Annotated in this window: 26 protein-coding genes, 3 tRNA genes and 1 pseudogene; 23 read left to right on the top strand and 7 right to left on the bottom strand. The window is 42.1% G+C overall.

Annotation, left to right across the window (positions count from 1 at the left end):
• Positions 1 to 2: 2 nt before the first annotated feature.
• From BMZ78_RS02985 to merA, 3 genes are read left to right on the top strand one after another with little or no spacing between them, the layout of a single operon-like run.
• Positions 3 to 386 (top strand): ArsR/SmtB family transcription factor, encoded by a 384-nt coding sequence (locus BMZ78_RS02985; RefSeq protein ID WP_093227884.1) that lies wholly within the window; start codon positions 3 to 5, stop codon positions 384 to 386.
• Positions 337 to 879, top strand: coding sequence for an arsinothricin resistance N-acetyltransferase ArsN1 family A (locus BMZ78_RS02980; protein ID WP_093227883.1), 543 nt, complete (start codon positions 337 to 339; stop codon positions 877 to 879). The genes BMZ78_RS02985 and BMZ78_RS02980 overlap by 50 nt, the downstream gene beginning before the upstream one ends.
• A 21-nt stretch (positions 880 to 900) precedes the next feature.
• Entirely contained in the window at positions 901 to 2,550 is a 1,650-nt protein-coding gene (gene merA, locus BMZ78_RS02975) for a mercury(II) reductase (RefSeq protein ID WP_093227881.1), read from the top strand.
• 258 nt (positions 2,551 to 2,808) lie between these two features.
• On the opposite strand, the gene arsC is transcribed toward merA, so the two are convergent.
• The 3 genes and pseudogenes from arsC to BMZ78_RS02960 all read right to left on the bottom strand — a co-directional run bounded on the left by arsC (position 2,809) and on the right by BMZ78_RS02960 (position 4,671).
• Entirely contained in the window at positions 2,809 to 3,228 is a 420-nt protein-coding gene (gene arsC / locus BMZ78_RS02970; RefSeq protein ID WP_093227879.1) for an arsenate reductase (thioredoxin), read from the bottom strand.
• A 29-nt stretch (positions 3,229 to 3,257) separates the two neighbouring features.
• Positions 3,258 to 4,303: pseudogene (arsB, locus tag BMZ78_RS02965) on the bottom strand (ACR3 family arsenite efflux transporter).
• 44 nt (positions 4,304 to 4,347) lie between these two features.
• A complete protein-coding gene (locus BMZ78_RS02960) occupies positions 4,348 to 4,671 on the bottom strand; it encodes an ArsR/SmtB family transcription factor (protein WP_093227878.1) in 324 nt (107 codons plus the stop codon).
• Positions 4,672 to 4,754: 83 nt separating this feature from the next.
• Here BMZ78_RS02960 and BMZ78_RS02955 point away from each other — a divergent pair, with 83 nt between their 5' ends.
• The gene (locus BMZ78_RS02955; RefSeq protein WP_093227876.1) at positions 4,755 to 5,081 is read left to right on the top strand and encodes a YnfA family protein; all 327 of its coding nucleotides are present in this window, start codon (positions 4,755 to 4,757) and stop codon (positions 5,079 to 5,081) included.
• 80 nt (positions 5,082 to 5,161) lie between these two features.
• On the opposite strand, the gene BMZ78_RS19045 is transcribed toward BMZ78_RS02955, so the two are convergent.
• Complete coding sequence (locus BMZ78_RS19045) at positions 5,162 to 5,338, bottom strand: hypothetical protein (protein WP_245739730.1); 177 nt, start codon at positions 5,336 to 5,338, stop codon at positions 5,162 to 5,164.
• Complete coding sequence (locus BMZ78_RS19040) at positions 5,323 to 5,529, bottom strand: MerR family transcriptional regulator (protein WP_245739716.1); 207 nt, start codon at positions 5,527 to 5,529, stop codon at positions 5,323 to 5,325. The genes BMZ78_RS19045 and BMZ78_RS19040 overlap by 16 nt, the downstream gene beginning before the upstream one ends.
• 73 nt (positions 5,530 to 5,602) lie before the next feature.
• On the opposite strand from BMZ78_RS19040, the gene BMZ78_RS02945 reads away from it, so the two are divergent.
• From BMZ78_RS02945 to BMZ78_RS02905, 9 genes are all read left to right on the top strand, one after another.
• Positions 5,603 to 5,941: a hypothetical protein gene (locus BMZ78_RS02945; RefSeq protein WP_093227875.1), complete on the top strand. Its 339-nt coding sequence runs from the start codon at positions 5,603 to 5,605 to the stop codon at positions 5,939 to 5,941.
• Between the two features lie 443 nt (positions 5,942 to 6,384).
• Positions 6,385 to 7,581 carry a GTP-binding protein gene (locus tag BMZ78_RS02940; RefSeq protein ID WP_093227874.1) on the top strand — a complete coding sequence of 399 codons (1,197 nt, stop codon included), beginning with the start codon at positions 6,385 to 6,387 and terminating at the stop codon, positions 7,579 to 7,581.
• 203 nt (positions 7,582 to 7,784) lie between these two features.
• Positions 7,785 to 10,427: a DNA polymerase I gene (polA, locus tag BMZ78_RS02935; RefSeq protein ID WP_093228295.1), complete on the top strand. Its 2,643-nt coding sequence runs from the start codon at positions 7,785 to 7,787 to the stop codon at positions 10,425 to 10,427.
• Between the two features lie 18 nt (positions 10,428 to 10,445).
• Positions 10,446 to 11,270: a DNA-formamidopyrimidine glycosylase gene (gene mutM, locus BMZ78_RS02930; RefSeq protein ID WP_093227873.1), complete on the top strand. Its 825-nt coding sequence runs from the start codon at positions 10,446 to 10,448 to the stop codon at positions 11,268 to 11,270.
• 66 nt (positions 11,271 to 11,336) lie between these two features.
• Entirely contained in the window at positions 11,337 to 11,984 is a 648-nt protein-coding gene (gene ytaF, locus BMZ78_RS02925; protein WP_093227872.1) for a sporulation membrane protein YtaF, read from the top strand.
• Between the two features lie 15 nt (positions 11,985 to 11,999).
• Positions 12,000 to 12,614 (top strand): dephospho-CoA kinase, encoded by a 615-nt coding sequence (gene coaE / locus BMZ78_RS02920; RefSeq protein ID WP_093227871.1) that lies wholly within the window; start codon positions 12,000 to 12,002, stop codon positions 12,612 to 12,614.
• Positions 12,572 to 13,198: a lytic transglycosylase domain-containing protein gene (locus tag BMZ78_RS02915; protein WP_093227869.1), complete on the top strand. Its 627-nt coding sequence runs from the start codon at positions 12,572 to 12,574 to the stop codon at positions 13,196 to 13,198. Before coaE ends, BMZ78_RS02915 begins: the two co-directional genes overlap by 43 nt.
• 167 nt (positions 13,199 to 13,365) lie before the next feature.
• Positions 13,366 to 14,400: a glyceraldehyde-3-phosphate dehydrogenase gene (locus BMZ78_RS02910; protein WP_093227868.1), complete on the top strand. Its 1,035-nt coding sequence runs from the start codon at positions 13,366 to 13,368 to the stop codon at positions 14,398 to 14,400.
• Positions 14,401 to 14,759: 359 nt separating this feature from the next.
• A complete protein-coding gene (locus BMZ78_RS02905) occupies positions 14,760 to 15,599 on the top strand; it encodes a nicotianamine synthase family protein (RefSeq protein WP_175482259.1) in 840 nt (279 codons plus the stop codon).
• Positions 15,600 to 15,674: 75 nt separating this feature from the next.
• Here BMZ78_RS02905 and BMZ78_RS02900 read toward each other — a convergent pair whose 3' ends face one another.
• Positions 15,675 to 16,634, bottom strand: a complete 960-nt coding sequence (locus BMZ78_RS02900; protein ID WP_093227865.1) for an SDR family NAD(P)-dependent oxidoreductase — start codon at positions 16,632 to 16,634, stop codon at positions 15,675 to 15,677.
• A 46-nt stretch (positions 16,635 to 16,680) separates the two neighbouring features.
• Complete coding sequence (locus BMZ78_RS02895) at positions 16,681 to 17,241, bottom strand: TetR/AcrR family transcriptional regulator (protein ID WP_093227863.1); 561 nt, start codon at positions 17,239 to 17,241, stop codon at positions 16,681 to 16,683.
• 302 nt (positions 17,242 to 17,543) lie between these two features.
• Here BMZ78_RS02895 and nrdR point away from each other — a divergent pair, with 302 nt between their 5' ends.
• The 10 genes from nrdR to thrS all read left to right on the top strand — a co-directional run bounded on the left by nrdR (position 17,544) and on the right by thrS (position 26,513).
• A complete protein-coding gene (nrdR, locus tag BMZ78_RS02890) occupies positions 17,544 to 18,041 on the top strand; it encodes a transcriptional regulator NrdR (protein ID WP_093227862.1) in 498 nt (165 codons plus the stop codon).
• Between the two features lie 88 nt (positions 18,042 to 18,129).
• Positions 18,130 to 19,572, top strand: a complete 1,443-nt coding sequence (locus BMZ78_RS02885) for a DnaD domain protein (protein ID WP_175482258.1) — start codon at positions 18,130 to 18,132, stop codon at positions 19,570 to 19,572.
• Positions 19,569 to 20,504, top strand: a complete 936-nt coding sequence (dnaI, locus tag BMZ78_RS02880) for a primosomal protein DnaI (RefSeq protein WP_093227859.1) — start codon at positions 19,569 to 19,571, stop codon at positions 20,502 to 20,504. Before BMZ78_RS02885 ends, dnaI begins: the two co-directional genes overlap by 4 nt.
• Positions 20,505 to 20,571: 67 nt before the next feature.
• A tRNA-Phe gene (locus tag BMZ78_RS02875) sits at positions 20,572 to 20,647 on the top strand.
• Between the two features lie 2 nt (positions 20,648 to 20,649).
• Positions 20,650 to 20,724: transfer RNA gene (locus tag BMZ78_RS02870), tRNA-Gly, on the top strand.
• Positions 20,725 to 20,735: 11 nt separating this feature from the next.
• A tRNA-Leu gene (locus BMZ78_RS02865) sits at positions 20,736 to 20,824 on the top strand.
• Between the two features lie 368 nt (positions 20,825 to 21,192).
• The gene (locus BMZ78_RS02860; protein ID WP_093227857.1) at positions 21,193 to 21,795 is read left to right on the top strand and encodes a nitroreductase family protein; all 603 of its coding nucleotides are present in this window, start codon (positions 21,193 to 21,195) and stop codon (positions 21,793 to 21,795) included.
• Between the two features lie 118 nt (positions 21,796 to 21,913).
• On the top strand, positions 21,914 to 23,026 hold the full coding sequence (mqnC, locus tag BMZ78_RS02855) for a cyclic dehypoxanthinyl futalosine synthase (protein ID WP_093227856.1): 1,113 nt from the start codon (positions 21,914 to 21,916) through the stop codon (positions 23,024 to 23,026).
• A 328-nt stretch (positions 23,027 to 23,354) separates the two neighbouring features.
• Positions 23,355 to 24,242, top strand: coding sequence for a putative sporulation protein YtxC (gene ytxC / locus BMZ78_RS02850; protein ID WP_175482257.1), 888 nt, complete (start codon positions 23,355 to 23,357; stop codon positions 24,240 to 24,242).
• 357 nt (positions 24,243 to 24,599) lie between these two features.
• A complete protein-coding gene (thrS, locus tag BMZ78_RS02845; RefSeq protein ID WP_093227853.1) occupies positions 24,600 to 26,513 on the top strand; it encodes a threonine--tRNA ligase in 1,914 nt (637 codons plus the stop codon).
• Positions 26,514 to 26,516: the final 3 nt, after the last annotated feature.

The following is a 26,516-nucleotide window of genomic DNA, read 5'->3' as shown; positions in this document are numbered from 1 at the left end:
GGATGGCTCTTACCACAGAACAAATCGCTGCCATTTCGAAAGCATTGAGTGATCCCATTCGCCTCCGCATATTGGATCTCATTCAAGCAGGATATGATCAACTGTCCAGCTCTCCTCCAGTGACTTGTTGTACTGGGGGAGTCTGTGTTTGTGATATTCAGGATGCGCTAGGGATGGCTCAATCAAAAGTCTCTTATCACTTGCGGGAACTAAAAAATGCAGGATTAGTGAATGAAACCAAAGTAGGAAAATGGAATTTCTACATGATTAACTATTTCACTTTGAAAATGTTTCAAGAAGAGCTCCAACATCGATATAACGGGGGGGCAGAAAACGATGCAACCAAACTGGGTGATTCGGAAAGCAACAGAGCAGGATCTGCCTAGAATCACGGATATTTACAATCAGGGAATTGAAGATCGGATTGCAACACTGGAAGTACAGATCAAAACAGTGAAGGAAATGTCTCAGTGGCTTAAAGAACGTTCCGGGCGGTATACCGTTTTAGTCATTACGGACGGACAAGATATCCAAGGATGGGCATCGCTAAATCCTTATTCCCATCGTTGTGCATATGCAGGCGTTGCAGATATTTCGATCTATATTGACCGCAATTGGCGAGGAAAAGGACTCGGTTCCAAATTGCTTCAAGCTTTAGAAAAAAAGGCTAAAGATAATGGTTTTCATAAACTCGTCTTATTCACCTTCCCATTTAACCCAGGACAGGGTTTGTATCGAAAAGCCGGGTTTCGAGAGGTTGGCATATTCAAGAATCAAGGAAAGTTGGATGGGCAATTTGTCGACGTCATGGCGATGGAAAAATTGCTGGACGATCTTGAAGAAAAACGGGCAAACTTTTTTAATGTGCTCCCGGAATGATAATGAAAGAAGGGAAAACGAATGGCGAAGACAACCATTCACATTCGTATACCGGTTCAGGGAATGATATGTAAGGGCTGTGAAGAACATGTGACAAAAGCAAGCGAAAAAGCTGGTGCCAAACAGGTAACAGCCGATTTTTGTAAAGGAGAAGCGACTTTTCAGATCGATCTACAAAATGAAATTGAAAATGTGAAACAAGCGATTGACAATATCGGATACAAGTCGGGTGATCCTGAAATCGTTTATGTCGATACTCCTGAATCGACTAAAGAGGGAGATTATGGCTTACTGATTATCGGATCGGGCAGTGCCGCATTTTCCGCAGCCATTGAAGCTTCTAAACATGGAGTGAGGGTTGCGATGGTAGAACGCGGCACCATTGGCGGGACTTGTGTCAATATTGGTTGTGTTCCTTCAAAAACCATGCTGCGTGCCGGTGAAATTAACCATTTGGCTCTGAGAAATCCTTTCATGGGACTTCATACTTTCGTCGGTCCAGTTGACTTGGCACAATTGGTTGAGCAGAAGAATGAACTGGTCAACCAGCTTCGACAACAAAAATATGTAAATCTAATTGATGTTTACGGTTTTACCTTGATTCAAGGGGAAGCTCGGTTCGTTGATGGACAAACGGTTGAAGTGAATGGGCAAAAAATAACAGCAAAAAGCTTTCTCATTGCAACGGGCGCTTCTCCAGCGATTCCGGACATTCCTGGCCTGCAGGAAGTCGATTATCTGACCAGTACCACGGCTCTTGAGTTAAAAGAAGTTCCCAAACGGCTTGCTGTCATCGGAGCCGGGTATGTAGGATTGGAATTGAGCAACCTTTTTCATCATTTAGGATCTGAAGTCACATTACTGCAACGAGGTTCGCGTATTTTGCCGAAGACCGACCCTGAAATTGCCGATGCGGCAACGAAAGCATTAAGCGAAAAAGGAATCCAACTGCTCACTAACGTGACATTTGAACGAGTAGAAATGGAAGGAACGATCAAACGCGTTTATATCTCGGTGAATGGCGAAAAAAGAGTGGTGGAAGCGGAACATCTCCTCATTGCTACAGGACGAAAGCCCAATACAGAATCCCTCAATCTCGACGCCGCCGGAGTGAAGGCTGGCTCCCACAATGAAGTCATCGTTGATGAATACTTACGTACAAGCAATCCGCGTATTTACGCCGCGGGAGATGTGACGATGGGACCACAGTTTGTTTATGTTGCAGCCTATGAGGGAGCAATTGCAGCAGAAAATGCGTTAGGTGTGAATCAGCGAAAAATCGATCTTCGTGTCGTCCCTAAGGTAACATTTACAAATCCAGCTATTGCTACTGTGGGACTGACGGAAGAGCAAGCGAAAGTAGAGGGACATGAAGTAAAAACATCCGTGTTGCCATTGGATGCCGTGCCAAGAGCTATAGTGAATTACGAAACAACTGGTGTAATTAAATTGGTGGCTGATGCAAAAACGCAAAGAATACTGGGAGTTCATATGGTAGCGGAAAACGCAGGAGAAGTGATTTATGCAGCTACTTTGGCTGTCAAATTCGGTTTGACTGTCAAGGATTTACGGGAGACGCTTGCGCCTTATTTGACGATGGCTGAAGGATTAAAATTAGCGGCTCTTGCGTTTGACAAAGATGTAAACAGGCTATCTTGTTGTGCTGGATAAAGAAATAAATGGTTCATATATAAGACCGGTTTCTTAGCGTTGCAAAAAATCGACTTATTGGATCAGTTAAACACTTAGCGTAGGTTTTTTGCAAAATGCTGGCGGTACTCCAAGTAGGAGTTTATGAAAAACACGGAAATTTAGATGGAAAATGGATAGACTACTCTCCCGGTTCAGGGCCTTCGATAACGAGTGAATGCATGTTGGCACGTACCAAATAAATGGCTGCTTTTAATCCTGCTGGTTCAGCCCAAGCTGTTATTTTCCTTCTTTAGCAAACTGGATAATACGAGCTTCGATTTGATCTCTGACTCGACGAAATACTTCCCATACCTCTTCTTCCGTTCCCTGTGCTTTGGCTGGATCATCGAATCCCCAATGCATCCGTTTTACATGAGGAGGTGTCAGGGGACATTTATCATGGGCATCACCGCAGAGAGTGATCACGTAATCGGCTTTATTTAACAATTCGGGATCAATGATATCTGAAGTCTGTTTGGAAATATCTATACCTTTTTCCGCCATCACTTTGACTGCTTTTGGATTTAAGCCATGTGCTTCAATTCCTGCACTATATACATCATAATGATCACTCAGATATTTTTTTCCGAACCCTTCAGCCATTTGGCTACGGCAAGAGTTACCCGTGCAAAGGAAGTAAACGATTTTTTTATTCATAAGGAAACCTCCTAAAAAGTTACTATCGTTCAACAAAGCTGTTTTTGCTGAAAATATTTACGTTGAAACCAGAACGCTACGTTGACAAGTCCAATCAAGACTGGAAACTTCTACAAGCGGACCGATTACAGCTGCAAAAGCGGCACCCGAGTTGATACCAAACACCCCAATCGCCACGGCAATCGCTAACTCAAAGTTATTGCTTGCTGCAGTAAAGGAAAGAGAAACCGTTTTGGAATAATCTGCGCCCACTTTTTTCCCCATGTAGAAAGAGACAAGGAACATCACCACAAAGTAAATCAGTAGAGGGATGGCGATTCGGATGACATCGAATGGCAAACGGAGGACCAAATTCCCTTTCAGAGAAAACATGACAATGATGGTAAACAATAAGGCGATCAGGGTAATGGGACTGATTACTGGAATGAAACTTTTTTCGTACCATTCACGTCCTTTGGCTTTTACCAAAATGAGTCGCGTGATCATCCCGGCAAAGAAAGGAATCCCTAGATAGATAAGAACACTTTCTGCGATTTGGCCCATGGTGATATCTACAACAGCACCTTTGAGCCCTAACCACTTTGGAAGAAGTGTGACGAACAGATAGGCGTAAACAGAATAGAAAAGAATTTGGAAGATGGAGTTGAAAGCAACGAGACCCGCCGCGTATTCACGATTTCCTTTTTGCTAGATCATTCCAAACAATGACCATCGCAATACAACGAGCCAATCCAATGAGAATAAGTCCAATCATGTATGGCGGGTCATTTTTCAAAAATACAATGGCAAGCACAAACATCAAGATCGGGCCAATCACCCAGTTTTGAATTAGAGACAACCCCAGAATACGGACATTGCGAAAAACTTGACCAAGCTCTTCATAACGGACTTTGGCCAAAGGAGGATACATCATTAAAATCAAACCGATAGCAATGGGGATTGAAGTGGTTCCCACCTGATAACCGGTAAGAGCTTTTACCATTCCTGGAAACAGATAACCAGAACCTATACCAATGATCATGGCGAGAAAAATCCACAAGGTTAGATATCGATCCAAGAATGAAAGTCTTCGCATCACTCCACTCATTCGTACACAACCTTTCCAGATAAACGGTAATGTTAATCACAACTGACCTTGAGCCCTTTTTTCTTCAATGCCTCAACTTCATCCCTCATATCTGGAAGCGTGTCTAATACGGACTCGATGAAAGGGTATATAGAGCCATCCAGGGAGTAAAACACCCATTGTCCGTTTCGACGTTCCTTTACCAACTTGGCGTTTTTGAGTTTACGTACATGCTGGGATACTGCAGGTTGAGTCATTTGAAGAATTTCAACCAATTCACATACACATAACTCCTCAACTTTAAGCAAGGCAAGGATGCGTAAGCGGGTTTTATCTGAGAGGGCTTTGTGAAATTCGGCTAATTGCTCCCAATCCATTCTATTCATCACCTCATCAATATATAATCATATGCTTATATGATTGTCAAAGATATAATGGAGCTAAATGAGACGAAAGAGGGATGTTTATCATGGTATTATTATGGTTCCTACTTGCTGGATTAGCAGAAATCGGTGGAGGATATCTAGTCTGGCTTTGGTTACGAGAAGGAAAGCCTTGGTATCTAGGAGCATTAGGTGGCGTATCTCTCTTTTTTTATGGGATTATCGCCACCTTTCAATCGTTTCCTTCTTTCGGTCGTGTCTATGCGGCGTATGGAGGCGTTTTTATCGTGCTTTCGGTTCTCTGGGGATGGGGGATTGATAAAAAAACTCCAGATTTATATGACTGGATCGGAGCTAGTATCTGTCTAATTGGCGTTATAGTTATGCTGATACCTAGAAGCTAAATCATATGCATATAGCTAAGAAGAAAATCACTGGCAAAATCCAGGGATTTTTTACTCGCGTGTGTAATCTGGTTTTACATTCAGAAGACAATCAGTCCAAGTAAGACACTGACACTTAATCCTTCTTCCAATATTTTTATCATCATGTCGATTTGTTTTTTTTTCTTCTTAAGTTCTGTACATTTTTTTATTGCCATAGTATGCCAACGTTCAGAAGGAGGGATCTTATTTTCAAATCCTTCTAAAAGAGAGTTGATTTCTTGAACGGTAAATCCTGCTTGTTGAGCGATCTTATGAACTTGATTCGATTTAAGATGTCATCAGAATAACGTCGCTGACCATTCACTCTTTTTGGCTCTGGAAGTAATCTAATTGATTCATAATACCGGATGGTAGAAGGATTTACTTTCGCTTTACTCGCTATCTGTCCAATCGTGAGATCCACCATATTTTTACCTCTTTGACTTAAAGTTTACTTTAAGTATTATACTCAACTATATCTTGGTTAGGAGGGATTTTCTATGAAAGAGGATCATATGAGCGCTCATATTCCTATTGCATGTGTACCTTCGGCAATGACCGTAGAACAAAGAGAAAAATATGAGCAACTTATAGAAGAGATGTCAAAATGTCGGTTGGAGACATACGAACTTCCCAACGGATATGCTGTTTGTTATCCAGCAGAGTCCTCTATGATCATAAAGCTTGCTGAATTTATCTCACTAGAACGTTTATGTTGTCCATTTTTAAATTTCGAATTACGTGTAGAAGCCAATCGTCCAGTTTGGTTACACTTGACAGGGGGCGAAGGAGTAAAGGGATTTTTGAAGGAAACTTTCACTTGGATATCTTCAGACTGAGTGTATGACCCTTAAAAAGCTCTTTTTTTGTCTATTAGGGAGTATCTGGGGGTTTAGCTCGGGCGTTAGATGGAGTGATTGCTACTTTCCAAGCTTTTCCTTTTTTTTGGTCGTGTATATGCAGGCTAGAGAGGGGTTTTTATTGTGTTATCTGTTTTGGGATTGGGGAGTTAATAACAGATCTCTTTACATCCCCAAAACGAAAAAAATACATCCTTTCTACAACATAGCCCATTTTTTTCGTTTTGGGGGTACTTTTTCTTAGCTTGATGGGCATTTACGGTGGCCACTATAATGGATTTAAACATAATAGCTAATCATCCTTTCTATAGCTTGAAGTCAATGAAAACCAGATATCTCTTTTATATCGTAATGATTCCTATTTACAAATCGTAATCATTACGATATAAAAGAGATAGACAGTAGAAGAAAGGAAGAAAGATATGAAGAAAATACCCGTAACAGTCTTGAGCGGTTATTTGGGAGCAGGAAAAACGACGATTTTGAATCATGTGTTAAATAATAGACAAGGGCTTAAAGTAGCTGTGATTGTGAATGATATGAGTGAAATCAATATCGATGCCGATTTGATTGATCGTGAAGCAAGGTTATCGCGTACAGAAGAAAAGTTGGTGGAAATGTCAAATGGCTGCATCTGTTGTACATTGCGTGAAGATCTGTTAAAAGAAGTGGAAAAGCTGGCGAAAGAAGGAAAGTTTGATTATATTCTGATCGAGTCCACAGGCATCAGTGAACCGATTCCTGTAGCACAGACATTTACCTATATGGATGAGGAAAATGGAATTGATCTTTCATCTCTTTGCCGATTGGATACCATGGTGACAGTGGTTGATGCCTATCGTTTTTGGCATGATTTCTCTTCTGGAGAAACGCTGTTGGATCGGCAGCAGGCGCTAGGTGAAGAAGATACGCGCGATGTTGTGAGCTTGCTGATTGACCAGATTGAGTTTTGTGATGTACTGATTCTTAATAAGTGTGATCTGGTCAAGGAAGAAGATTTGAGACAGTTAGAAGCAGTCTTGCGAAAACTTCAGCCAGAAGCCAGAATCATTTGTGCGGAGCATGGAAAAATCGATCCAAAGGATATCCTGAACACAGGTCTCTTTGATTTTGAAAAAGCAAGTCAATCGGCTGGATGGATCAAAGAGCTGCAAAATGAGCATACACCTGAAACGGAGGAATATGGGATTTCTTCTTTTGTTTATCGGAGACGTCGTCCGTTTCACCCAGAGCGTTTGATGAAATGGTTTGATGAATGGCCGGAAGAGATTGTAAGAGCGAAAGGGATGATTTGGCTGGCTACACGACCGAGTTATGCGTTTAGTCTTAGCCAGGCAGGACCGTCGATTCAGATTGGATTGATGGGAAAATGGGTCGCCGATCTGCCACAATCTGAGCAGGAAGCCATTCTTCAGGAACAGCCTGAGCTTCAGGAAAGCTGGGATGAAAGGTGGGGGGATCGGATGACGGAAATGGTGTTTATCGGGATTGATCTGGATCGAGAGAGAATCGTTCGAGAATTGGATAAACTATTGCTAACGGATGAGGAAATGGAGGATGATTGGACCCGATTCCCAGATCCGCTGCCTTCAGTGATGGAGGAAGAGATGGTATCCTGAAAACGAAAAAGCATAGGCGAAAAACCGGTTTCTCTTTAGTTAGGAAACCGGTTTTTTTGCTTTGTGCATGGATGTTAATACCGAAAACGTTTGTTCGTTAAATTCTCATGTATATAACTGGAAGAATAGTGGGAACACATGTTACAATAAACTTGTTTTTAACGGGTACGGAATTAATTTTGAGTAAAGGTGCGATGAATCCAGTGAGTAAATTGGTTTTGATTGATGGAAACAGTATTGCCTATCGTGCGTTTTTTGCCTTGCCACTTCTGTCGAATTCCAGTGGAGTATACACCAATGCGGTTTACGGTTTTACAACCATGTTGTTAAAAATATTGGAAGAAGAAAAGCCTACCCATCTGTTAGTTGCTTTTGATGCGGGAAAGACAACTTTTCGTCATAAAGACTACCAGGAGTACAAGGGGAAAAGAGAGAAAACACCAGTAGAACTGTCTGAACAGTTGCCTTTGATCAAAGAGGTACTGGATGCCTTTGGGATTCGCCATTTTGAAATGGAAAACTATGAGGCTGATGATATAATCGGAACGTTGGCCAATCTGGCGGAAAAACAACAGGTAGAAACATTGATCATCAGTGGAGACAAGGATCTGCTGCAGTTGGTAAGGGATCATGTTCATGTCCTGATTCCGCGTAAAGGACTTTCGGATACCGTTCGCTATGATAAAAAAGCGGTGGATGATCGATATGGCTTAACGCCTGAACAGATCATCGATCTGAAAGGTTTAATGGGAGATCCGTCTGACAATATTCCAGGCATTCCTGGTGTGGGTGAAAAAACGGCTCTCAAACTGTTACATCAATTTTCAAGTGTAGAAGAGATTATTGCGCATATTGATCAGATTTCCGGCAAGAAGCTGCAGGAAAAAGTACGGGAACATCAAGAGCAGGCTTTGTTAAGCAAAAAGCTGGCGACCATTTATTGCGATGTTCCTTTGGAGATGAACATCGATGATTTGATTTATACGGGATATCATTTGGAAAAAGTTTTGGAGATCTTTAAACGTCTTGAGTTTAAATCCTTATTGGAGCGATTTGCCAAAGACTCGGACGAGGCAGCCGTTATAGATGTGAAAGAAGTGAAATATATGATGGCTACTGAGGATAACCTGGAACAGCTCGCTCCCTTCTTTCAACTGGAACGATTGGCTGTCTTCGTTGAAGCAACGGCTGAGAATCCTCATCGTGCAGAGGCAATTGCGTTTGCCTTGTCAAATGGGGAAGAAAGTGTGTATATTCCCGTATCACTTGCCTTACATTGGCCAGAATTTCAAGAGTGGTTAGCGGATCCAAATCGATCTAAAGTCGTTTATGATAGTAAGAAATCAAAGATTTTACTGGAAAATATGGGCCTGGATATCCATGGCATGCAGTTTGATGTCCTGTTGGCTGCTTATTTGCTTGATCCATCCGAAACCCAGCTGGAACTGAGTGATGTAACAGATAAATATCTGGGACACATCTTGCCGAGTGATGAAGAAGTATATGGCAAAGGAGCCAAACGCCAGATCTTGGAAGGAGAAGCGTTAGCCCAGCATCTGGCGAGAAAGGCTCAGGCTATTTATCAGCTTTGTCCTGTTTTGCAACAGGAGATCGAATCCGCTGGACTTCGTTCGCTCTTGCATGAGTTGGAAATGCCGCTCGCTCTTATTTTGGCGGAAATGGAGCAACGAGGAGTCAAGGTGGATCAGGATCGTCTCCACGAATTGGGGGAGGAATTAAAGAAGACACTGGATCAGCTGACAGAAGAGATTTATGACATCGCTGGAACAGAGTTTAATCTGAATTCACCCAAACAGCTGGGAGAGATCCTGTTTGACAAGTTGGGACTGCCGGTCTTGAAAAAAACGAAAACAGGCTATTCGACCAGTGCAGATGTGTTGGAAAAGTTGGCACCGCAACATGAGATTGTCGAAAAGATTCTGCATTATCGTCAAGTAGGCAAGCTATATTCTACCTACATCGAAGGATTGAAGAAAGAAATTGGGGCAGACGGAAAAATTCATACCCAATTTCATCAGACAATTACGGCAACGGGTCGGTTGAGCAGTGCAGAGCCTAACTTGCAAAATATCCCGATTCGCCTGGAAGAAGGACGACGCATCCGGCAGATCTTTGTCCCTTCCGAAGAAGGTTGGTATATGCTGGCTGCTGATTATTCGCAAATTGAGCTGCGAGTGCTTGCACATCTGTCAGAAGATGCGGCGTTGCAAAAAGCATTTCAGGAAGATCAGGATATTCATACACAAACAGCCATGGATGTATTTGGTGTGAGTAAAGAAGAAGTAACTCCACTGATGAGAAGACAAGCCAAGGCAGTTAATTTTGGGATTGTTTATGGCATTAGCGACTTTGGCCTGGCGCAAAATTTGAATATTCCACGCAAAGAGGCAAAAACATTTATTGATCGCTATTTTGCTACGTATCCAGGTGTGAAGAGGTATATGGATGAGGCCGTAGAGAAAGCAAGACGTGATGGTTATGTCACTACCCTCTTCAATCGTCGCCGCTATTTACCGGATATTCACTCTTCCAATTACAATGTGCGCAGCTTTGCTGAACGGACGGCCATGAATACACCGATCCAGGGTACTGCTGCTGATATCATTAAATTTGCCATGCTTCATTTGGACAAAGAAATGAAAGAAAAAGAACTCAAAAGCCGTCTTTTGTTGCAAGTGCATGATGAACTGGTTTTTGAAGTGCCTGAAGATGAACTGGATCTTATGAAGCAGTTGGTACCGGAGATTATGGAAGGAACCATTTCCTTATCTGTACCGTTAAAAGTGGATATTCACTATGGTAAGAATTGGTATGAAACAAAATGAAAGCAGGGGGAAACATCATTGCCTGAGTTACCAGAAGTTGAAACAGTTAAGCGTACACTTCAGAAATTGGTTGTAGGAAAAACAATTCGGGATGTGACTGTTTCTTTACCACGAATCATCAAACATCCAGACGATGTGGAACGCTTTCGTTCCTCTTTACGCGGAACAACAGTAACGGATATCAAACGGAGAGGAAAATTTTTGAAAATCTGCTGTGAGCCATGGGTGTTGGTATCCCACTTACGCATGGAAGGAAAATATCGAGTCGTCGCCCAGTCAGAACCGCTTGAAAAACACACCCATGTGATTTTTCACTTTACGGATGGAACCGAACTGCGTTATAAAGATGTTCGGCAATTTGGGACCATGCATCTGTTTCCATTGGGGGAAGAGGAAAAACATGCTCCGCTGAATAAATTGGGAGTGGAACCTCTGTCAGATGCGTTTGATCTGCAGTGGTTCAAGGAAACTCTGGTGAAGAAAAAGTCGAAGATCAAAGCCGTATTATTAAATCAGGAATATCTTGTTGGTTTGGGCAATATTTATGTGGACGAGTCTTTATTTATAGCTGGTATTCATCCAGAGAGAAGTGCGTCTTCCTTGACCGAGGAAGAAATTGAAAAATTGTATGTGGCCATTCGTCAGACATTGACAAAAGGCATTGAAGCGGGAGGTGCCTCCGTTCGCTCTTATCTCAATGGCGAAGGGGAGATGGGCATGTTTCAATTGCAGATTCAAGTATATGGCCGAAAAAATGAACCCTGTCTTCGTTGCGGCAACCCCATCACCCGCCTGGTTGTTGCTGGTCGAGGAACCCATATTTGCGGACATTGTCAAAAATAACTCATTTATTTTTCATTCCTTCATAAGATAGGATATTATTCCCTGTCTGATGAAGGAGTGGCCGCCATGTGGCAAAGCTTGTCCATCATCTGGTTAGCTTTTGCAGTAAGTGTAGACAGTTTTGGCGTAGGTATTACTTATGGTTTGCGGAAAATCCGCATTCCTTTTGTATCGAGTGTGATTATCGGCATTTGTTCGGGTGTTGTCATTTTCATGGCCATGAATGTCGGACGATGGGTAGCTTTGTGGTTTTCGCCCGAATGGTCTAAGTCCATTGGAGCGATGATTCTTATATCTTTGGGAGCCTGGACTCTCTATCACCAATATTCTCCAACAGGTGAGAGGACGAACAGGAAACCACAAGTGGCTTCGGTGCAAGTTTGGACATTGAAACTGGAGACACTGGGATTGATGATCCAAATTTTAAAGACGCCGGTGGCAGCAGATATGGATGAATCTGGTGTCATTTCTGCGGCAGAAGCCTTTTTGCTTGGAACTGCTCTATCTTTGGATGCTTTTGGAGCCGGGATGGGAGCCGCTTTTATGGGACTGCCACCACTGGCTGTAGCAGGGACAATCGCCGGGATGAGTGTGTTATTCTTGCGGATCGGTATGTGGATGGGCTTCCGCTGTTTTCAGGATTCATGGCATCGATGGCTTGTTTGGGTTCCAGGCATCTTTTTGATGTTAATGGGGGTTATTCGTTTGCTCTAGAAAGGAAGTCATGTCATGCGAGTTGGATTAACAGGTGGTATTGCGACAGGAAAAAGCACAGTCTCCCAGATGTTTCGAGCCAGAGGGGCGTATATCGTCGATGCTGACCAAATTGCTCGCGAAGTCGTAGAGCCCGGAACCGAAGGGGCCCGAAAAGTTCGGGAGCAATTTGGGGATCACGTATTTTTTTCCAATGGGCAGCTGAATCGGGCAGTGCTGGGAGAGATGATATTCAAGGATCGTTCGCTTAGGTTCAAGTTAAACCAGATATTACATCCCATTATCATGAAAGAGATGGAAAAGAGAACAAACCTTATTTATAAGCAGGATGCACAAGCCATCGTGATCTGGGATGTACCTTTGCTGATTGAAGAGAATTTGACCAAATTTGTTGAAAAAGTTATTGTTGTATATATACCTGAATCGATACAGTTAGAACGATTGATGAAACGAAACCAACTTTCAAAGGAGGAGGCTTATCACCGTATTGCCGCACAATTATCCATTGAAGAAAAAAGGCGTTATGCAGATTTTCTTATTGATAATAGCAGAACGTTGGAAAATACGGAAAGACAGGTTGATCAGATATGGAATTATCTAAAATCAAGAAGTGGATCAAGCCAGCCATAAATGCATTACCGTCCAAGAGGGAATTAACGATTCTGTTCATTATTTTGCTCATTTATCTGTTTGTCATGACGCCGATATTAAATAGATGGATCTATCCTCTGGAGTATGAAGAGTACATATTTAACAGTGCCAAACAATACAATACAGACCCATATTTTATCATGGCCATTATTCGGGTAGAAACCAAGTTTGATCCAGAGGGCAGATCACGTGTAGGAGCGCAGGGACTGATGCAGATTATGCCGGAAACGATGGATTGGGCGATATCGTATGGCAATTTCTCCCCTTCTCTTAAAAGTTATATCCATGATCCGGCGACCAATATCCAGGTGGGTAGTTGGTATATTTCGTTTCTGATGAAAAAGTTTAAAGGAAATAAAGTAGCCGTGGCAGCTGCCTATAACCGTGGGCCTACAAAAGTAAAAGGATGGTTGGACAAAGGAATTTGGGATGGCACCCGAAAAAATTCACATCAAATCCCTGTAAAGGAAACGCGTGATTATGTCGAGCGGGTTACTTACTACTATGACAAGTACCGAACCATTTATAGTGATTTGGCAGAAAAATACAACTATAAGCCATGAAAAAAGACCATTTTGTCTAAAAAATGGTCTTTTTTATTGTTAATTGAATTATCCTGTTTCGCGTTGGAAATGTTTTTTTGCTTTATTTTATTGCAAAATGTGTCATACTGATTATAATATTAGTGGATGAATAGTATGGATGATAACTGGGAAGGAGAACTTTTATCATGAAGTTACGTATCGCGATTAATGGGTTTGGACGTATCGGAAGAATGGTATTCAGAAAAGCAATCGTTGATCCTTCCATTGAAGTTGTGGCGATCAATGCTAGCTATCCAGCGGAAACATTAGCCCATTTGATTAAGTACGATACAATTCATGGGATTTTCAATGAAGAAGTAAAAGCTGTAGAAGATGGAATCATTGTCAATGGTCATTTTGTGAAATTGGTATCGAATCGTGATCCCAAGCAACTTCCATGGAAAGAGTTGGATATAGATATTGTTGTAGAAGCAACAGGCAAGTTCCGTGACCGCGAGGGAGCCGGGCTGCATCTGAAAGCTGGAGCGAAAAAAGTGGTAATTACAGCTCCAGGAAAAGATGAAGATGCCACGATTGTAATGGGAGTTAATGAAGATATTTATAATGCTGAAGAGCACCATATTATTTCCAATGCTTCCTGTACAACCAACTGTTTGGCACCGGTTGTCAAGGTATTGCATGAAAAATTTGGGATCGAACATGGCTTGATGACCACTGTTCATGCTTACACCAATGATCAGAAAAACCTGGACAATCCACATAAAGATCTGCGTCGGGCTCGTGCTTGTGCACAGTCGATTATTCCAACCAAAACAGGTGCCGCCAAGGCCATTGGAGTTGTGATTCCTGAGCTGAAAGGGAAACTGAACGGAATGGCTTTACGTGTACCTACTCCAAACGTTTCAGTTGTCGATTTGGTGGTTGACCTCAAATCAAAAGCAACCGCTGAAGATGTAAACCAGGCGTTGAAAGAAGCGTCTGAGACAACCATGAAAGGTTATCTGCATTATTGCGAAGAGCCGCTTGTATCCTCTGACTTTAATGGTAGCTCTTATTCTTCCATTGTTGATGCATTATCAACCATGTCCATTGGTGAAAATCAGGTAAAAGTGTTAGCATGGTATGACAATGAATGGGGTTATTCCTGCCGTGTGGTCGATTTGGTCAAGCATGTAGGAGCTCCAATGGTGTCTAAAAAAGAAGAAGTTGTTACGGTTTAAATGGTGAGTGAACGGGTCGTAAGCGGATCGGTTTCTTGTGAAGAAGTGAAGCGGGCATATGTAGAACCACAAAGAAATTGATTCTTTGCTATCTTGAAAGCTACTTGTTAACCAAGTAGCTTTTTTTGTTGGTCTGTTAAAAATTGATCGAAAATTGTATTTACAAAGAAAAGAACAGATTATACAATATAAATCGTAATTATTATGATTTATATCGCGTGTCATCGTACATTTTCAGTTCATATTGATTTAATAAATCGTTATAAATACGAATAGTGGGGTGAATTTGCGAATCATTTGCCCCGATGACTGGAAATGAGGGCTTAAATTAAATTGGCAAAAGTAAAGGAGTTTTCGGTTTGGTAAACACATTGGTATTACGTGAAAAGAGCAAACAGTTGATATCTTTGATTGTCAAGGTACATCAAAGCTTGAAAGAAGAAAGGGATTTATCTCCACGAAATAATCGAGTGAACCAACTGTTAACATTGTTCGTGGATCAGGTGGCTGATGTTTATAGTCGCGAAGAGATAATTTATATTCTTCAACATCATGCGATCAAATCCATCCAATCAGAGTTGTATCAATTGTTAGGACAAGCAGAGACAGAGATGGAATTTTATTATGGAGCCGCTTATGCAAACAGGGATCCATTGAAATGGGATGATTTGAAGCAATTTATTTATTGGAAAAATTATGTTGAACTGTCATGCACTGAATTGCAAGAACTTCAGCGTTGTGGCTGGAATACATCCAAAATCGCTTTTGTTGGTGCAGGTCCTCTTCCGCTAAGCTCGTTTCTCTTTCAACAGCAAACAGGTGCCCCTGTCACTTGTATCGATTTGCATACAGAAGCATGTGACATTTCTAGAACCCTGATTGGAAAATTGGGGCAACAATCGCACATAGAAGTGGAAAATATAGCTGGAGAAGAAGTGGATTATAGCGGATATTCGCTTGTGTTTATTGCCAGTTTAGTACCCAATAAGCAAGAAATACTGAAACAGATTCACTGTACGAACCCAGGTGCAATCGTAGCTATACGAACCGTTGAAGGATTAAAGCAACTACTGTATTGTCCAGTCGATGAAAAAAAACTGATTGAAGAAGGATATCAGATCATCGGGAGAACCATTGCCAATAAAAATATCATTAATACAACCCTGTTTCTAAAAGCGAAGATGACTTCTGATCTTTAACTCGGGGTTATAAAGAACCCTTATACATGACGAAGGGTCTGGACTCCTCATCGCAAGAAACCTTGCTTTCTAGCATTAGCGCAGGTGAAGCTGGTTCATCCATAATAGGGTTTCTTTGATTCCTGTTTCCATGGGGGTAAAGGTTAAATAGTCAAAAGTCCGTCGAAAGGCTTGGCTATCCAAAATAAAACGGGAGTCATAAAGATAAAACATTTCGGTAAGTTCCCTCATATCCCGATGAAACCATCCCATGAGTTTGAGCATCCAATAGGGTATTTCCTGTACTTTGGCCTCGTATCCCAGGTATTTTGAAGCGATGGATAAGATCTCTTTTCCTGTAATCGTTTCGCCGCTTGAGATATTCCAGATCGTATGCTTTAGTACAGGTTGTGTTTCAAGTTGTAAAATGGCTTTAGCGGCATCAGGAACATAGATATACTCACGTTCCAGCGAGGTTGAGCCCAACCAATAGGCTGTTTTCTTTTGGAGAAGGGATGAAAGAATCATATAAAGAAAAGTATTTCTGGCGTTGGGACCGTAGAAATCGGGCAAGCGAATGATTACTCCTTCGATTTGCCCTTGTTCATATGCTTGCATGAGCATTTCTTCCATTTGTTTGCGGATGGTTCCTTTTTTCGTGTGTGGTTCAGTGGGGTGTTGCTCTGAAACGGTGTCAGCTTGTGAACGACCGTATGAATATACCGGATGTATCAGAACAAGGCGCTTTGCTAAGCCGATGGTTCCTTTCAGAATAGATGTCATCATCGGAATCTGTTTGCTTTCCCATTCACGATAAGGAACATTCACTGCATGATAAACAACGCTGGCATTTTTACACGTTTGTTGGACGGTTTCTTCATTCATCACATCCCCATGGATGAATGAAAGTTCTGGATGGTTTGGAAACAACTGTTCCAGGGACGTTTGGCTTCGAGCTACAGCACGTACGTGATATCCATGACGGAGACATTCTTTGACCAGCCAGTAACCCATACCGCCTGTTGCTCCCAGTACTGTTGCAATTTTTTTCATCATGATGTCATCTCATTTTTGACCATTGGTCAAATGTGTTTAAAAAAAATTATTGTTTTTTTAATCCCTGTATAACCATGTCAATATAATGTTTAGCCAGGGAAGAAAGAGCTTCCCATGGTGTTTGATCGGCGATGTTTTGAGAGATAAAGCCATGTGCTGCCATAAAAATCATCCAGGCGATTTGATTAGGCGGCAAATCCTGCAATTCAGCAGCTGCCTGATGAACCATATCCAGTAAAATCTGAAAGGTTACATCTGCTTCTTTTAATTGGAAGATAGCGAAATCGGGATCCTTTTCGACAAACATCAGACGATAATGATGAGGATGATCAATACCAAAGCGGATAAATGTATAAATCACCGTACGCAACTGGCTGATGGGTTCTCCTTGTTTTTGCGTGGCTTGTGTCATCTTTTCTCTCATATGGGCAAAATCTTGCTGTAAAATTTCGTGAATCAGTGATGCCTTGTCTTTAAAATGGTAGTACAATGTTCCATGAGAATATCCTAAAACATGGGCGATTTTCCGCATGGTAACGTACTGATACCCTTCCTCAACAAACAGGGAGCGGGCTACCTGAATCACTTTCTCACGTTGGAACTTCATGTTCTACCTCAATCTTTTGACCAATGGTCAAATTGTTGTTGAAATAAATGTATACGATAAAGATTGGACTGTCAAGCAATTTATCATAGAAATAGTCATAGAATATTTTTTATGCTGTTCGGTATTTTTTTAAGTGAAGGAAAATCACAAACGAATTGCAAATTTATCTATAACATTTCTTTACTTTTAGGTTAGTGATCAGGGACTGAAGTATCAATAAGGGATTTTGCATGAAATTATGTTAAAATATATGAGCCCTCTTCTCTTGAATAAGGGAGGGAAAATGGGAGGGGGAACTCAAGATGAGGTGTCCTTACTGTGGCAATAATGGATCTCGTGTGCTGGATTCACGACCGATTCATGAAGGAAAAGCCATTCGCCGAAGAAGAGAGTGTGAAAGTTGTGCACAGCGTTTTACCACATTTGAAATGATCGAAGAGAAGCCTGTGATTGTGATAAAAAAAGATGGAAGTCGTGAAGAGTTTAATCGTGAAAAGCTGCTTAGAGGATTGCTGCGTGCGTGTGAGAAACGCCCAGTACCGATCGAGCACTTGGAAGCATTGGTTATGGATATTGAAAGGACATTGCGTGAACGGGATCAATTGGAAATTTCGACAAATCACATAGGCGAAATGGTATTGGATCGTTTAATCAATGTTGATGAAGTGGCTTATGTTCGTTTTGCTTCGGTTTATCGGCAGTTTAAAGATATTAACGTGTTTGTTAAAGAACTGGAAGATTTGCTGAACCGTTCTCGACGGAGGCATAAGACCGAAAAAAGAATAGATTCTCAGGTCTAATTGGTTAAAAATAACGTTTGTATCTTCCCGGGTTCCCTGTGGTACAATGAACGAACGATGCTTGGACCTATTGGAGGAGGACCTATTCATGGCGATGTTTTGGCAGGGGTATGGATGGCGTTGTCGTACACATAGACCATTACATAGCACGGATTTGCTCGTGCTCACTCATTTATATCAGCCGATTGTGGGAACGTGTGCGATTGGTTTATATATCACATTGTATCACCAATTACCATTGCATCGTGCGGGAGTATCTGAAATCCATCCACAGTCCTATCTTCTTAAGTTACTATCTCTTTCTTCCAAGCAAATCATCGAGGCAAGGCATTTACTCGAGGGAGTGGGTCTATTAAACACTTATGAGAAAAAAGATCTGAAAGATGGCTGCTACTATGAATTTGAATTGATTCCCCCACTGTCACCTGTGAAGTTTTTCCATAGTGAAATCTTTAGCCTGACATTGTATAACCTGTTAGGCAAGGATCGTTATATGGAATTACAAAAAATGTTTATTCAACCCAAGTCGGTTGAATCCATTCAGTCAAGCAAAAATATCACCAAATCCTTCCGGGAAGTGTTTGGCAGTCTGTCCCCTCGAGAGATGCAAAAGGCTGCGGAAATACAAAAGGATCTGGAACCATGGGAACACATGGATGATCATTTGGCCGAAGGCAAATTTCCAGAGTGGAGTGATGATGATTTATCCGTGATCAAGCTGCATTTAAGTACGCAGCTGGATCCGAGGATCTGGACGAAAGAGCTGGAAGCCGAATTGAAGGAAATCTGTTTTCTTTACCAACTGGATGCATGGGATTTGCTGAAAGTATTGCAAGATCCAACGATTACAGGGCGAGGCAAGATCGATATGGATCGCCTGCGATCGTTTGTCAAGAGTGAATACCAGTTTCGATTTGGCAATTCCCCAATGGTTTCAAAACGAATTCATCCACGCCAACTGGAAAGTGCCAAACCAAACGTGGATGACTCCCCAATTCAGGAGCCATTGACGGAAGAAGACCGCTACTTTCAGCAGCTCGCAACCATTTCGCCGCTCGAGTTGTTGTCTTTTTACCATGATGGAGCCAAGATCCCTGATTGTGACGTTGATTTGGTAGAATCGCTTATTCGAGACTATGGCCTGCCACATGGTGTCGTCAATGTTTTACTTGATTATGTTTTGCAAAAACATGATCGGAAATTGCCACGTTCTTTGGTACAAAAAATAGCGGGTCACTGGAAACGGTTGGGGATTTCAACGGTAGAACAGGCGAGAGAACAGGCACGGAAAGAGATGCGAAATGGAAAAAGGCAGCAACAGGAAACGAAAAGGAAAGAAAGACAAGGTGTGATTCCGTTGGCCAAAAGCAAACAACTGGAGCGCCCAAGCAAAGTCTTGCAGCCTATGGAGCCTGTTGTACAGATGTCGGATGAAGATTTGTTAAAAAAGCAAGCACAAATTAAAGCGAAACTGTCGCTGATGCGCGAGCAGCAGAAGCGAGTCTGGCGGGAAGAGGAGCGTACACCATGAAACAAATTGGTGAAGTGGTGAAACCATGGTTGAATCGAGGGAAGCGGATGGCTTTGGCAAAGGAATTTGAGCAGATCATGCAACATCCTTTGTTACAGGCTTATATCCGTGAGCATCCAGAAATTCCATTGTCCGTTTATAAACACTCCGTGAATGCACTCAAACAATGGCTGACTGAAAAAGAGAATTGTCAGCGTTGTCCCGGTTTGGATACTTGTCCCAATATGATGAAAGGCCATTTTACAAAATTGGTGGATGAACTGGGTTATTTGGAATTCCGTATGCAACCTTGTCGAAAATGGAAAGTCCAGCAGGAAATGTTCAAGGTTCAATCGCTGATCCGTAGTTATCATATTCCAAAAGATGTATTGGAGTCTTCATTCGAAACCTTGGATTATGATATGGGAAGGATTCATGCCATTGATGCCGCTATTGATTTTTGTAATCAGTTTGCGAATGGGAAGCCCAAAAAGGGATTGTATTTATATGGCCCTTTTGGTGTTGGCAAGAGTCGGATCGCCGGTGCGATCATGAATGAAATCATTCAGTATAAAAAAAGCTCTTATATGGTTTATCTTCCTGATTTTATGCGTGATATCAGCGATTCGATCCATGAGAACAACTTAAGTGAGAAGGTGGACTTTTTAAAAAAGGTAGATGTTTTGATTTTAGATGATATCGGTGCCGAATATTTGACACCTTGGAAACGGGATGAGATTCTTGGAGCCGTTTTGCATTACCGCTATGCAGAACGATTACCGACCGTTTTTACTTCGAACATGTCGCTAGATCAACTGGAAGAACACTTAGCCTATTCCTCCAAAGGGAATGCTGACTGGATGAAAGCGAAACGGATTATGGAACGTATACGGCATTATGTCATTCCGCTTGCGGTAAATGGGCCTAACCGCCGTGAATCGTTATCGAATTAGGCCCAAAAATTTTTTTTAAAAAAGTTATTGCGTATAAAAAATAATCATGATATAATCTTCTTTGTCCGGTTCGGTAGCTCAGTCGGTAGAGCAGAGGACTGAAAATCCTCGTGTCGGCGGTTCGATTCCGTCCCGAACCACCAGTGCGGAAGTGGCTCAGGGGTAGAGCATCGCCTTGCCAAGGCGAGGGTCGCGGGTTCGAATCCCGTCTTCCGCTCCAATTGCAAACTTGCCTGGGTGGCGGAATTGGCAGACGCACAGGACTTAAAATCCTGCGGTAGGTGACTACCGTGCCGGTTCGAGTCCGGCCCTAGGCACCAGATCCCTCATCGTTTATAAACGATGAGGTTTTTTTATTTTGGTTCTTGGATGGCCGATATTCGAGGTAACAGCCTTCATGAGTGAAGCGAATCGGACAAGGAAGGGTTTTTATCCTCTCGCCAGTCAGATCTGTTTTTGTTAAAATTAAAACAAGTTATACGATGAAAAGTGGATAGCACAAGCAGATGATAAGGTTTTTTGTTGGGAATAGAATGAAAATGATAATCTTTATCGAATAATAGATGTAGTAGACGCAGATGATATAGGAAGAAAGGGGGAACACTGCGACAGATGAAAAAAGGTTCACAAATCTATTTTTGATCCATAAAGATGTGAGCATGATTCATCTGGTAGCAGTGGACAAAATATGGATGTGTTTGAAGCGATTCGCACACGAAGAAGTGTTCGAAAAGTGAAACCGGATCCAGTACCCCAAGATTTAATCGAAAAGGTATTGGAAGCAGCTACTTGGGCGCCTTGTCACTTTTTGACAGAACCATGGCGGTTTATCGTTTTGCAGGGAGAAGGTCGTGAGTTATTGGGCGAAGTTTATGTGGAACTGTTGAAAGAGCAGTTGGAAAACACGGCAGAGGAGGAAAGCCAGCTGAAACTGAATCAGCAAATGGAAAAGGCTTTTCGTGCACCTGCCATTATTATTGTGATTTCATCTCCTTCTGTGAAACCACATGTGATACCAAGGGAAGAATTCGCTGCAGGGTGTGCGGCCATTCAAAACATGCTATTGGCCGCTCATGCATTGGGATTGGGAGCCATCTGGCGAACCGGTCATGCTTTGACACACCCTCGCACCAAAGAAATATTCCAATTAAAAGAACATGAAGAAGTTCTGGGCTTTATCTATCTCGGTTTTCCAGATCAGCGAACGATTCCGGTCAAGCGAACGCCCTATCAATCCAAAACCACCTGGATTCATCATAAAACGACAAAAAGTGAACAAACCGTCACATAGGCAATCAACTCCACTCTTATGGTAAAGAGATGGAGTTTTTTTGTGGACTTGTGATAACATAAACATGATGACTTTTTTAAATCCATGGGTTGATGGTTAGATAATGGTGGTGAGATATATGTCAAACATTGATGCGATCCTAAAGAGAGCGCTCGATGGTGAGCGGTTGGGATTGGAAGAAGGGATTGCGCTGTGGGAAAGTGATGAGATTGAGAAAATCGGTCAGGTAGCCAATCAATTGATGGAGCGAAGACATCCGGAACCAATTGCAACCTTTGTGATTGGTCGTAATGTCAACTATACCAATGTTTGTGATACGTATTGCCGTTTCTGTGCTTTTTATCGTAGACCTGGACATCAAGAAGGTTATGTCCTGTCTAACGAGGAGATTTTCAAAAAAATACAGGAGACTGTGGATGTAGGCGGGACAGAGATTCTCATGCAGGGAGGAACCAATCCAGACTTGCCTTTTAGCTATTATACCGATTTATTGCGTGAGATCAAAAAACGTTTCCCTAATATTCATATGCATTCTTTTTCTCCTGCTGAAATCATGAAAATGGTTGAAGTATCTGGCCTCACCTTAGAGGAAGTGATTCGCGAATTGCGGGATGCAGGGTTGGATTCCATTCCAGGTGGTGGCGCAGAGATCCTGGATGATCGCATCCGCATGAAAATCAGCCGGCTAAAAGGCTCATGGCGTGACTGGATGAATGTCATGCAAACGGCTCATCGCTTGGGTATGCATACGACTGCAACCATGGTCATCGGTTTTGGTGAGACCCTTGAAGAAAGAGTCCTGCACTTGCTGCGCATTCGGGAAGCACAAGATGAAACAGGCGGTTTCCTTGCTTTTATTGTTTGGACTTTTCAACCGGATAATACGAATCTTAAACGGGAAAAATTGCCACCAGAGGAATATTTGAAAGCAGTGGCGATTTCACGGATCATGCTGGACAATATCCCGAATCTGCAAGCCTCCTGGGTAACGATGGGACCTGAGATCGGTAAATTGTCATTGCATTATGGCTGTAATGACTTTGGAAGTACCATGATTGAAGAAAATGTGGTTTCAGCGGCTGGAACGACCCATAAAGTAAACAATAACCTGGCCATTCAACTCATTCGGGAAGCGGGAAAAATCCCTGCTCAGCGAAATACCAAATATGAGATTTTACGTATCTTTAAAGATGGAGAAATGGCAGAACGCGATTTTGTGATGCAGAATTAGGGAAGGCGATCCTACATTCAAGGTCGTTAACCATATAAAGAGAATAGAGAATGTTGACAAACCCGTTTTTCCTTTTCCAGTTGGACGACTTTTGCTTGTATTTATTGGGCGGGAGTGAAACGGAAAAGGAAAATCAGCATATAACGGAAACTTTAAGCTCACCTAACATCCAAATTTCCTTTTGGGTGTTAGGTTTTTTTATCTTTTTTCCATAATGGGCGCATGCCAGTTAAAGGAGCTGAATATCTTGATATCACCATGTATAACCAATGAGTTGGTGCCATATACTATCAGAAATATTGGGTGTGAAGGCGAAAGGAGTGGAAGGATGGATTATCAATTATCCATCTCCCTTCAAGATCCGGAAAAAATAACACAGCTGCGTAGGCGTTTATCCAGTTTAATTGCATTTTTACGGGAGATCGGTATTTATTGCTGGTATGATGAAGATATTTTGAAGGACCGTCACCTTTTTTTATGGCAAACAGTGAATCAAGGCAAAAAGACTCACAACGAGATTCGATCTGAATTGAGTCAGTTGATCGCTGAATTTATTTGCGATATTGAAGAGCCTGAAATGATCCGTGAACTCATTCACCAAAATTTCCAGTTTCATTCTCCGGAAATGAAAAAAATCGAGCAATATGTAAGCCGGATGATTAGCAAAAAACAACAAAACCCGAAGCAGAATCAAGTTTACTATAAAGAACAATTGGCAAAACAGATTACCTGTTTTTTGAAGGAAAGAAATCGGTTGGCAATTGATGGATTTACTCGATTTCGTTTGGGATGGAGGCGAAAAGAGCTACTCACATGCATTAAAGAAGCGATTGAAGAGTACTTATTGGATCGAGAATACAAGGAGTTCATTCAGCTTCTCAAATATTTTGTTTCGGTGCAGACTTCCAAGATTGACTTTGTTCATGTGATTCATAAAGGAAAAAAGAGTTTTCAGTTGTTAAAGGAAGATGGAAGTCCGCTGAAATTAAGAGAAGTGGATGGCGTTTTGCAAGAAGTCGTCGAACAAACCTCTTCTTATGAAGATTTTATTGTGAGTACGCTCTTAACCATTGCACCTGAGCGTATGATTCTGCATACAAAACATCCGAAAGAAAATGTCATTCGTACCTTGTTGCAAATTTTTGAAGGGCGTATTGTCATTTGTCGTGGTTGCAGTGAGTGTGGAATCTCTTTCAATTTTCCAGGGGATGCTTGACGATGGAAACCTTTTGGTATAATATACATACAATAATAAAACCAGATGGACTTGGGAAACAGCGATGATGAGGGCATGAATGTGTTTCCACGGTGCAAGAGAGTAGGGGTCATTGGCTGGAAGCCCCTTCACCCTCTGGAAAGACATTTACCACCTCTGAGCTGCAATGGAGAACCGGGGCTGACCCATAGTAACCATTGTCGGTTGCAAACCGTTATGTGTGCATAGAGGATCTAGACTGGCTTGTTCATTGGCTGGTTTAGGTTGAATTAGGGTGGAACCACGGCAAAAACGCTCGTCCCTTGCGGAACGGGTGTTTTTTTATTTTGACATAAAAGTGAAAAAGGAGGACTTAGGATGAGTGTAGCGGTCAAATTACCTGATGGTTCAGTCAGAGAGTATGAACAACAAGTAACTGTTTATGATGTGGCAGCATCGATTAGCAAAGGTCTGCAAAAGAAAGCTGTTGCAGGGATGGTCAATGGGAAAGTGGTGGATTTGTCTACCCCTGTTGACAGTGGAGCAGAAGTGAGAATTTTGACCTTGGATGATCCGGAAGGTTTGGAAGTATATCGTCACAGTACGGCACATTTGATGGCACAGGCATTAAAGCGGCTCTATCCCGATGTAAAACTGGGGATTGGGCCTGTAATCGAAGATGGTTTTTATTATGATGTTGATTTACCGGTCAGCTTGACACCGGAAGACTTGCCTAAAATCGAAGCTGAAATGCAAAAAATTGTGCAGGAAGACCATCCGATTGTCCGAAAAGTTGTATCCCGTGAAGAAGCGATTCGGATTTATGAAGAAATCGGGGATGAGCTAAAGCTAGAAATCATTCGTGATTTACCAGAAGATGCAGTGATTACGATTTATGAGCAAGGGGAATTTTTTGATCTGTGCCGTGGCCCGCATTTGCCATCTACCGGTAAAATTAAGGCATTTCAATTGTTAAATGTAGCAGGAGCCTATTGGCGTGGTGATGCCAATAACAAAATGCTGCAACGTATTTATGGAACGGCTTGGCCCAAAAAATCGCAGCTGGATGAGTATTTGCACTTCCTGGAAGAAGCAAAGAAAAGAGACCATCGCAAGTTAGGAAAAGAGTTCAAACTGTATATGTTTTCCGAAGAAGCTCCCGGTATGCCTTTTTATTTGCCAAACGGCATGACGATCCGCAATGAACTCGAGAAAATGTCCCGTGAGTTCCAGTTAAAAGCAGGATATAAAGAAGTTCGGACACCATTTGTGATGAATCAGCGCTTGTGGGAACAATCCGGTCACTGGGAACATTATCGTGAAAACATGTATTTCACTGAAGTGGACGATACGATGTTTGCCATTAAGCCGATGAATTGCCCTGGCCATATGCTGATTTATAAAAATGAGCTTCATTCATATCGTGATTTGCCACTACGGTTGGCAGAGTTTGGACAATGTCACCGCCATGAGCTGTCTGGAGCTTTGAATGGAATGCTCAGGGTTCGGACGTTTACACAAGATGATGCTCATATTTTTGTGCGACCGGATCAAATCGAAGACGAAATTAAAAATGCGATCAGGCTAGTGGATCAAATCTACTCCGTTTTTGGCTTCCCTTATTCTGTTGAGCTGTCCACTCGTCCTGAAGATTCGATGGGATCTGATGAATTATGGGAAAAGGCGGAAACGGCACTGAAAAACGTACTGGATCAATCCGGATTGGATTATCGTATTAATGAAGGAGACGGTGCCTTCTATGGACCAAAGATTGATTTCCATATCCGTGATGCACTGAAGAGAAGCCATCAATGCGCAACCATTCAGCTGGATTTCCAAATGCCTGAGAAATTTGATCTCACTTATGTGGGAGAAGACAATGAAAAACATCGTCCTGTAGTTATTCACCGTGCCATTTTTGGATCGATTGACCGCTTTATCGGTATTTTAGTGGAGCATTATGGTGGAGCTTTCCCATTGTGGTTGGCACCTGTTCAAGCACGTGTATTGCCGATTTCGCGTAACTTTAATGAATACGGTCAACGAGTGGTGGAGCAACTGCGTGAAGCCGGTATTCGTGCGGAGTTGGACCAACGTGATGAAAAAGTGGGGTACAAGATTCGGGAAGCACAAGTACAAAAAATCCCATATATGCTGGTCATCGGAGAAAAAGAAGTCGACGCGGGTACTGTAGCGGTCCGGAAACGTTCCGAAGGAGACCAAGGGGCAAAACCAGTCGCAGAAGTGATTGAAGAAATGGTACAAGCCATTCAGGAAAGAAGAAATAACTAGAAG

This window comes from Thermoflavimicrobium dichotomicum, from assembly GCF_900114055.1.
Classification (GTDB): Bacteria; Bacillota; Bacilli; order Thermoactinomycetales; family Thermoactinomycetaceae; genus Thermoflavimicrobium; species Thermoflavimicrobium dichotomicum.
Note: the sequence above shows the minus strand (reverse complement) of the source record. Positions and strands in the feature narration are given on the sequence as shown.

Bases quoted from the DNA above. Each gene is read 5' to 3' on its own strand.
- coaE (WP_093227871.1), top strand. From the start codon at position 12,000: ATGCGAGTTGGATTAACAGGTGGTATTGCGACAGGAAAAAGCACAGTC.
- ytaF (WP_093227872.1), top strand. From the start codon at position 11,337: ATGTGGCAAAGCTTGTCCATCATCTGGTTAGCTTTTGCAGTAAGTGTA.
- arsC (WP_093227879.1), bottom strand. From the start codon at position 3,228: ATGAATAAAAAAATCGTTTACTTCCTTTGCACGGGTAACTCTTGCCGT.
- BMZ78_RS02860 (WP_093227857.1), top strand. From the start codon at position 21,193: ATGGATGTGTTTGAAGCGATTCGCACACGAAGAAGTGTTCGAAAAGTG.
- BMZ78_RS02940 (WP_093227874.1), top strand. From the start codon at position 6,385: ATGAAGAAAATACCCGTAACAGTCTTGAGCGGTTATTTGGGAGCAGGA.
- dnaI (WP_093227859.1), top strand. From the start codon at position 19,569: ATGAAACAAATTGGTGAAGTGGTGAAACCATGGTTGAATCGAGGGAAG.
- ytxC (WP_175482257.1), top strand. From the start codon at position 23,355: ATGGATTATCAATTATCCATCTCCCTTCAAGATCCGGAAAAAATAACA.
- BMZ78_RS02955 (WP_093227876.1), top strand. From the start codon at position 4,755: ATGTTTATCATGGTATTATTATGGTTCCTACTTGCTGGATTAGCAGAA.
- BMZ78_RS02980 (WP_093227883.1), top strand. From the start codon at position 337: ATGCAACCAAACTGGGTGATTCGGAAAGCAACAGAGCAGGATCTGCCT.
- BMZ78_RS02900 (WP_093227865.1), bottom strand. From the start codon at position 16,634: ATGATGAAAAAAATTGCAACAGTACTGGGAGCAACAGGCGGTATGGGT.
- BMZ78_RS02915 (WP_093227869.1), top strand. From the start codon at position 12,572: ATGGAATTATCTAAAATCAAGAAGTGGATCAAGCCAGCCATAAATGCA.
- nrdR (WP_093227862.1), top strand. From the start codon at position 17,544: ATGAGGTGTCCTTACTGTGGCAATAATGGATCTCGTGTGCTGGATTCA.
- BMZ78_RS02985 (WP_093227884.1), top strand. From the start codon at position 3: ATGGCTCTTACCACAGAACAAATCGCTGCCATTTCGAAAGCATTGAGT.
- BMZ78_RS02910 (WP_093227868.1), top strand. From the start codon at position 13,366: ATGAAGTTACGTATCGCGATTAATGGGTTTGGACGTATCGGAAGAATG.
- BMZ78_RS02895 (WP_093227863.1), bottom strand. From the start codon at position 17,241: ATGAAGTTCCAACGTGAGAAAGTGATTCAGGTAGCCCGCTCCCTGTTT.
- BMZ78_RS19040 (WP_245739716.1), bottom strand. From the start codon at position 5,529: ATGGTGGATCTCACGATTGGACAGATAGCGAGTAAAGCGAAAGTAAAT.
- BMZ78_RS02960 (WP_093227878.1), bottom strand. From the start codon at position 4,671: ATGGATTGGGAGCAATTAGCCGAATTTCACAAAGCCCTCTCAGATAAA.
- merA (WP_093227881.1), top strand. From the start codon at position 901: ATGGCGAAGACAACCATTCACATTCGTATACCGGTTCAGGGAATGATA.
- BMZ78_RS02945 (WP_093227875.1), top strand. From the start codon at position 5,603: ATGAAAGAGGATCATATGAGCGCTCATATTCCTATTGCATGTGTACCT.
- mqnC (WP_093227856.1), top strand. From the start codon at position 21,914: ATGTCAAACATTGATGCGATCCTAAAGAGAGCGCTCGATGGTGAGCGG.
- thrS (WP_093227853.1), top strand. From the start codon at position 24,600: ATGAGTGTAGCGGTCAAATTACCTGATGGTTCAGTCAGAGAGTATGAA.
- BMZ78_RS02885 (WP_175482258.1), top strand. From the start codon at position 18,130: ATGGCGATGTTTTGGCAGGGGTATGGATGGCGTTGTCGTACACATAGA.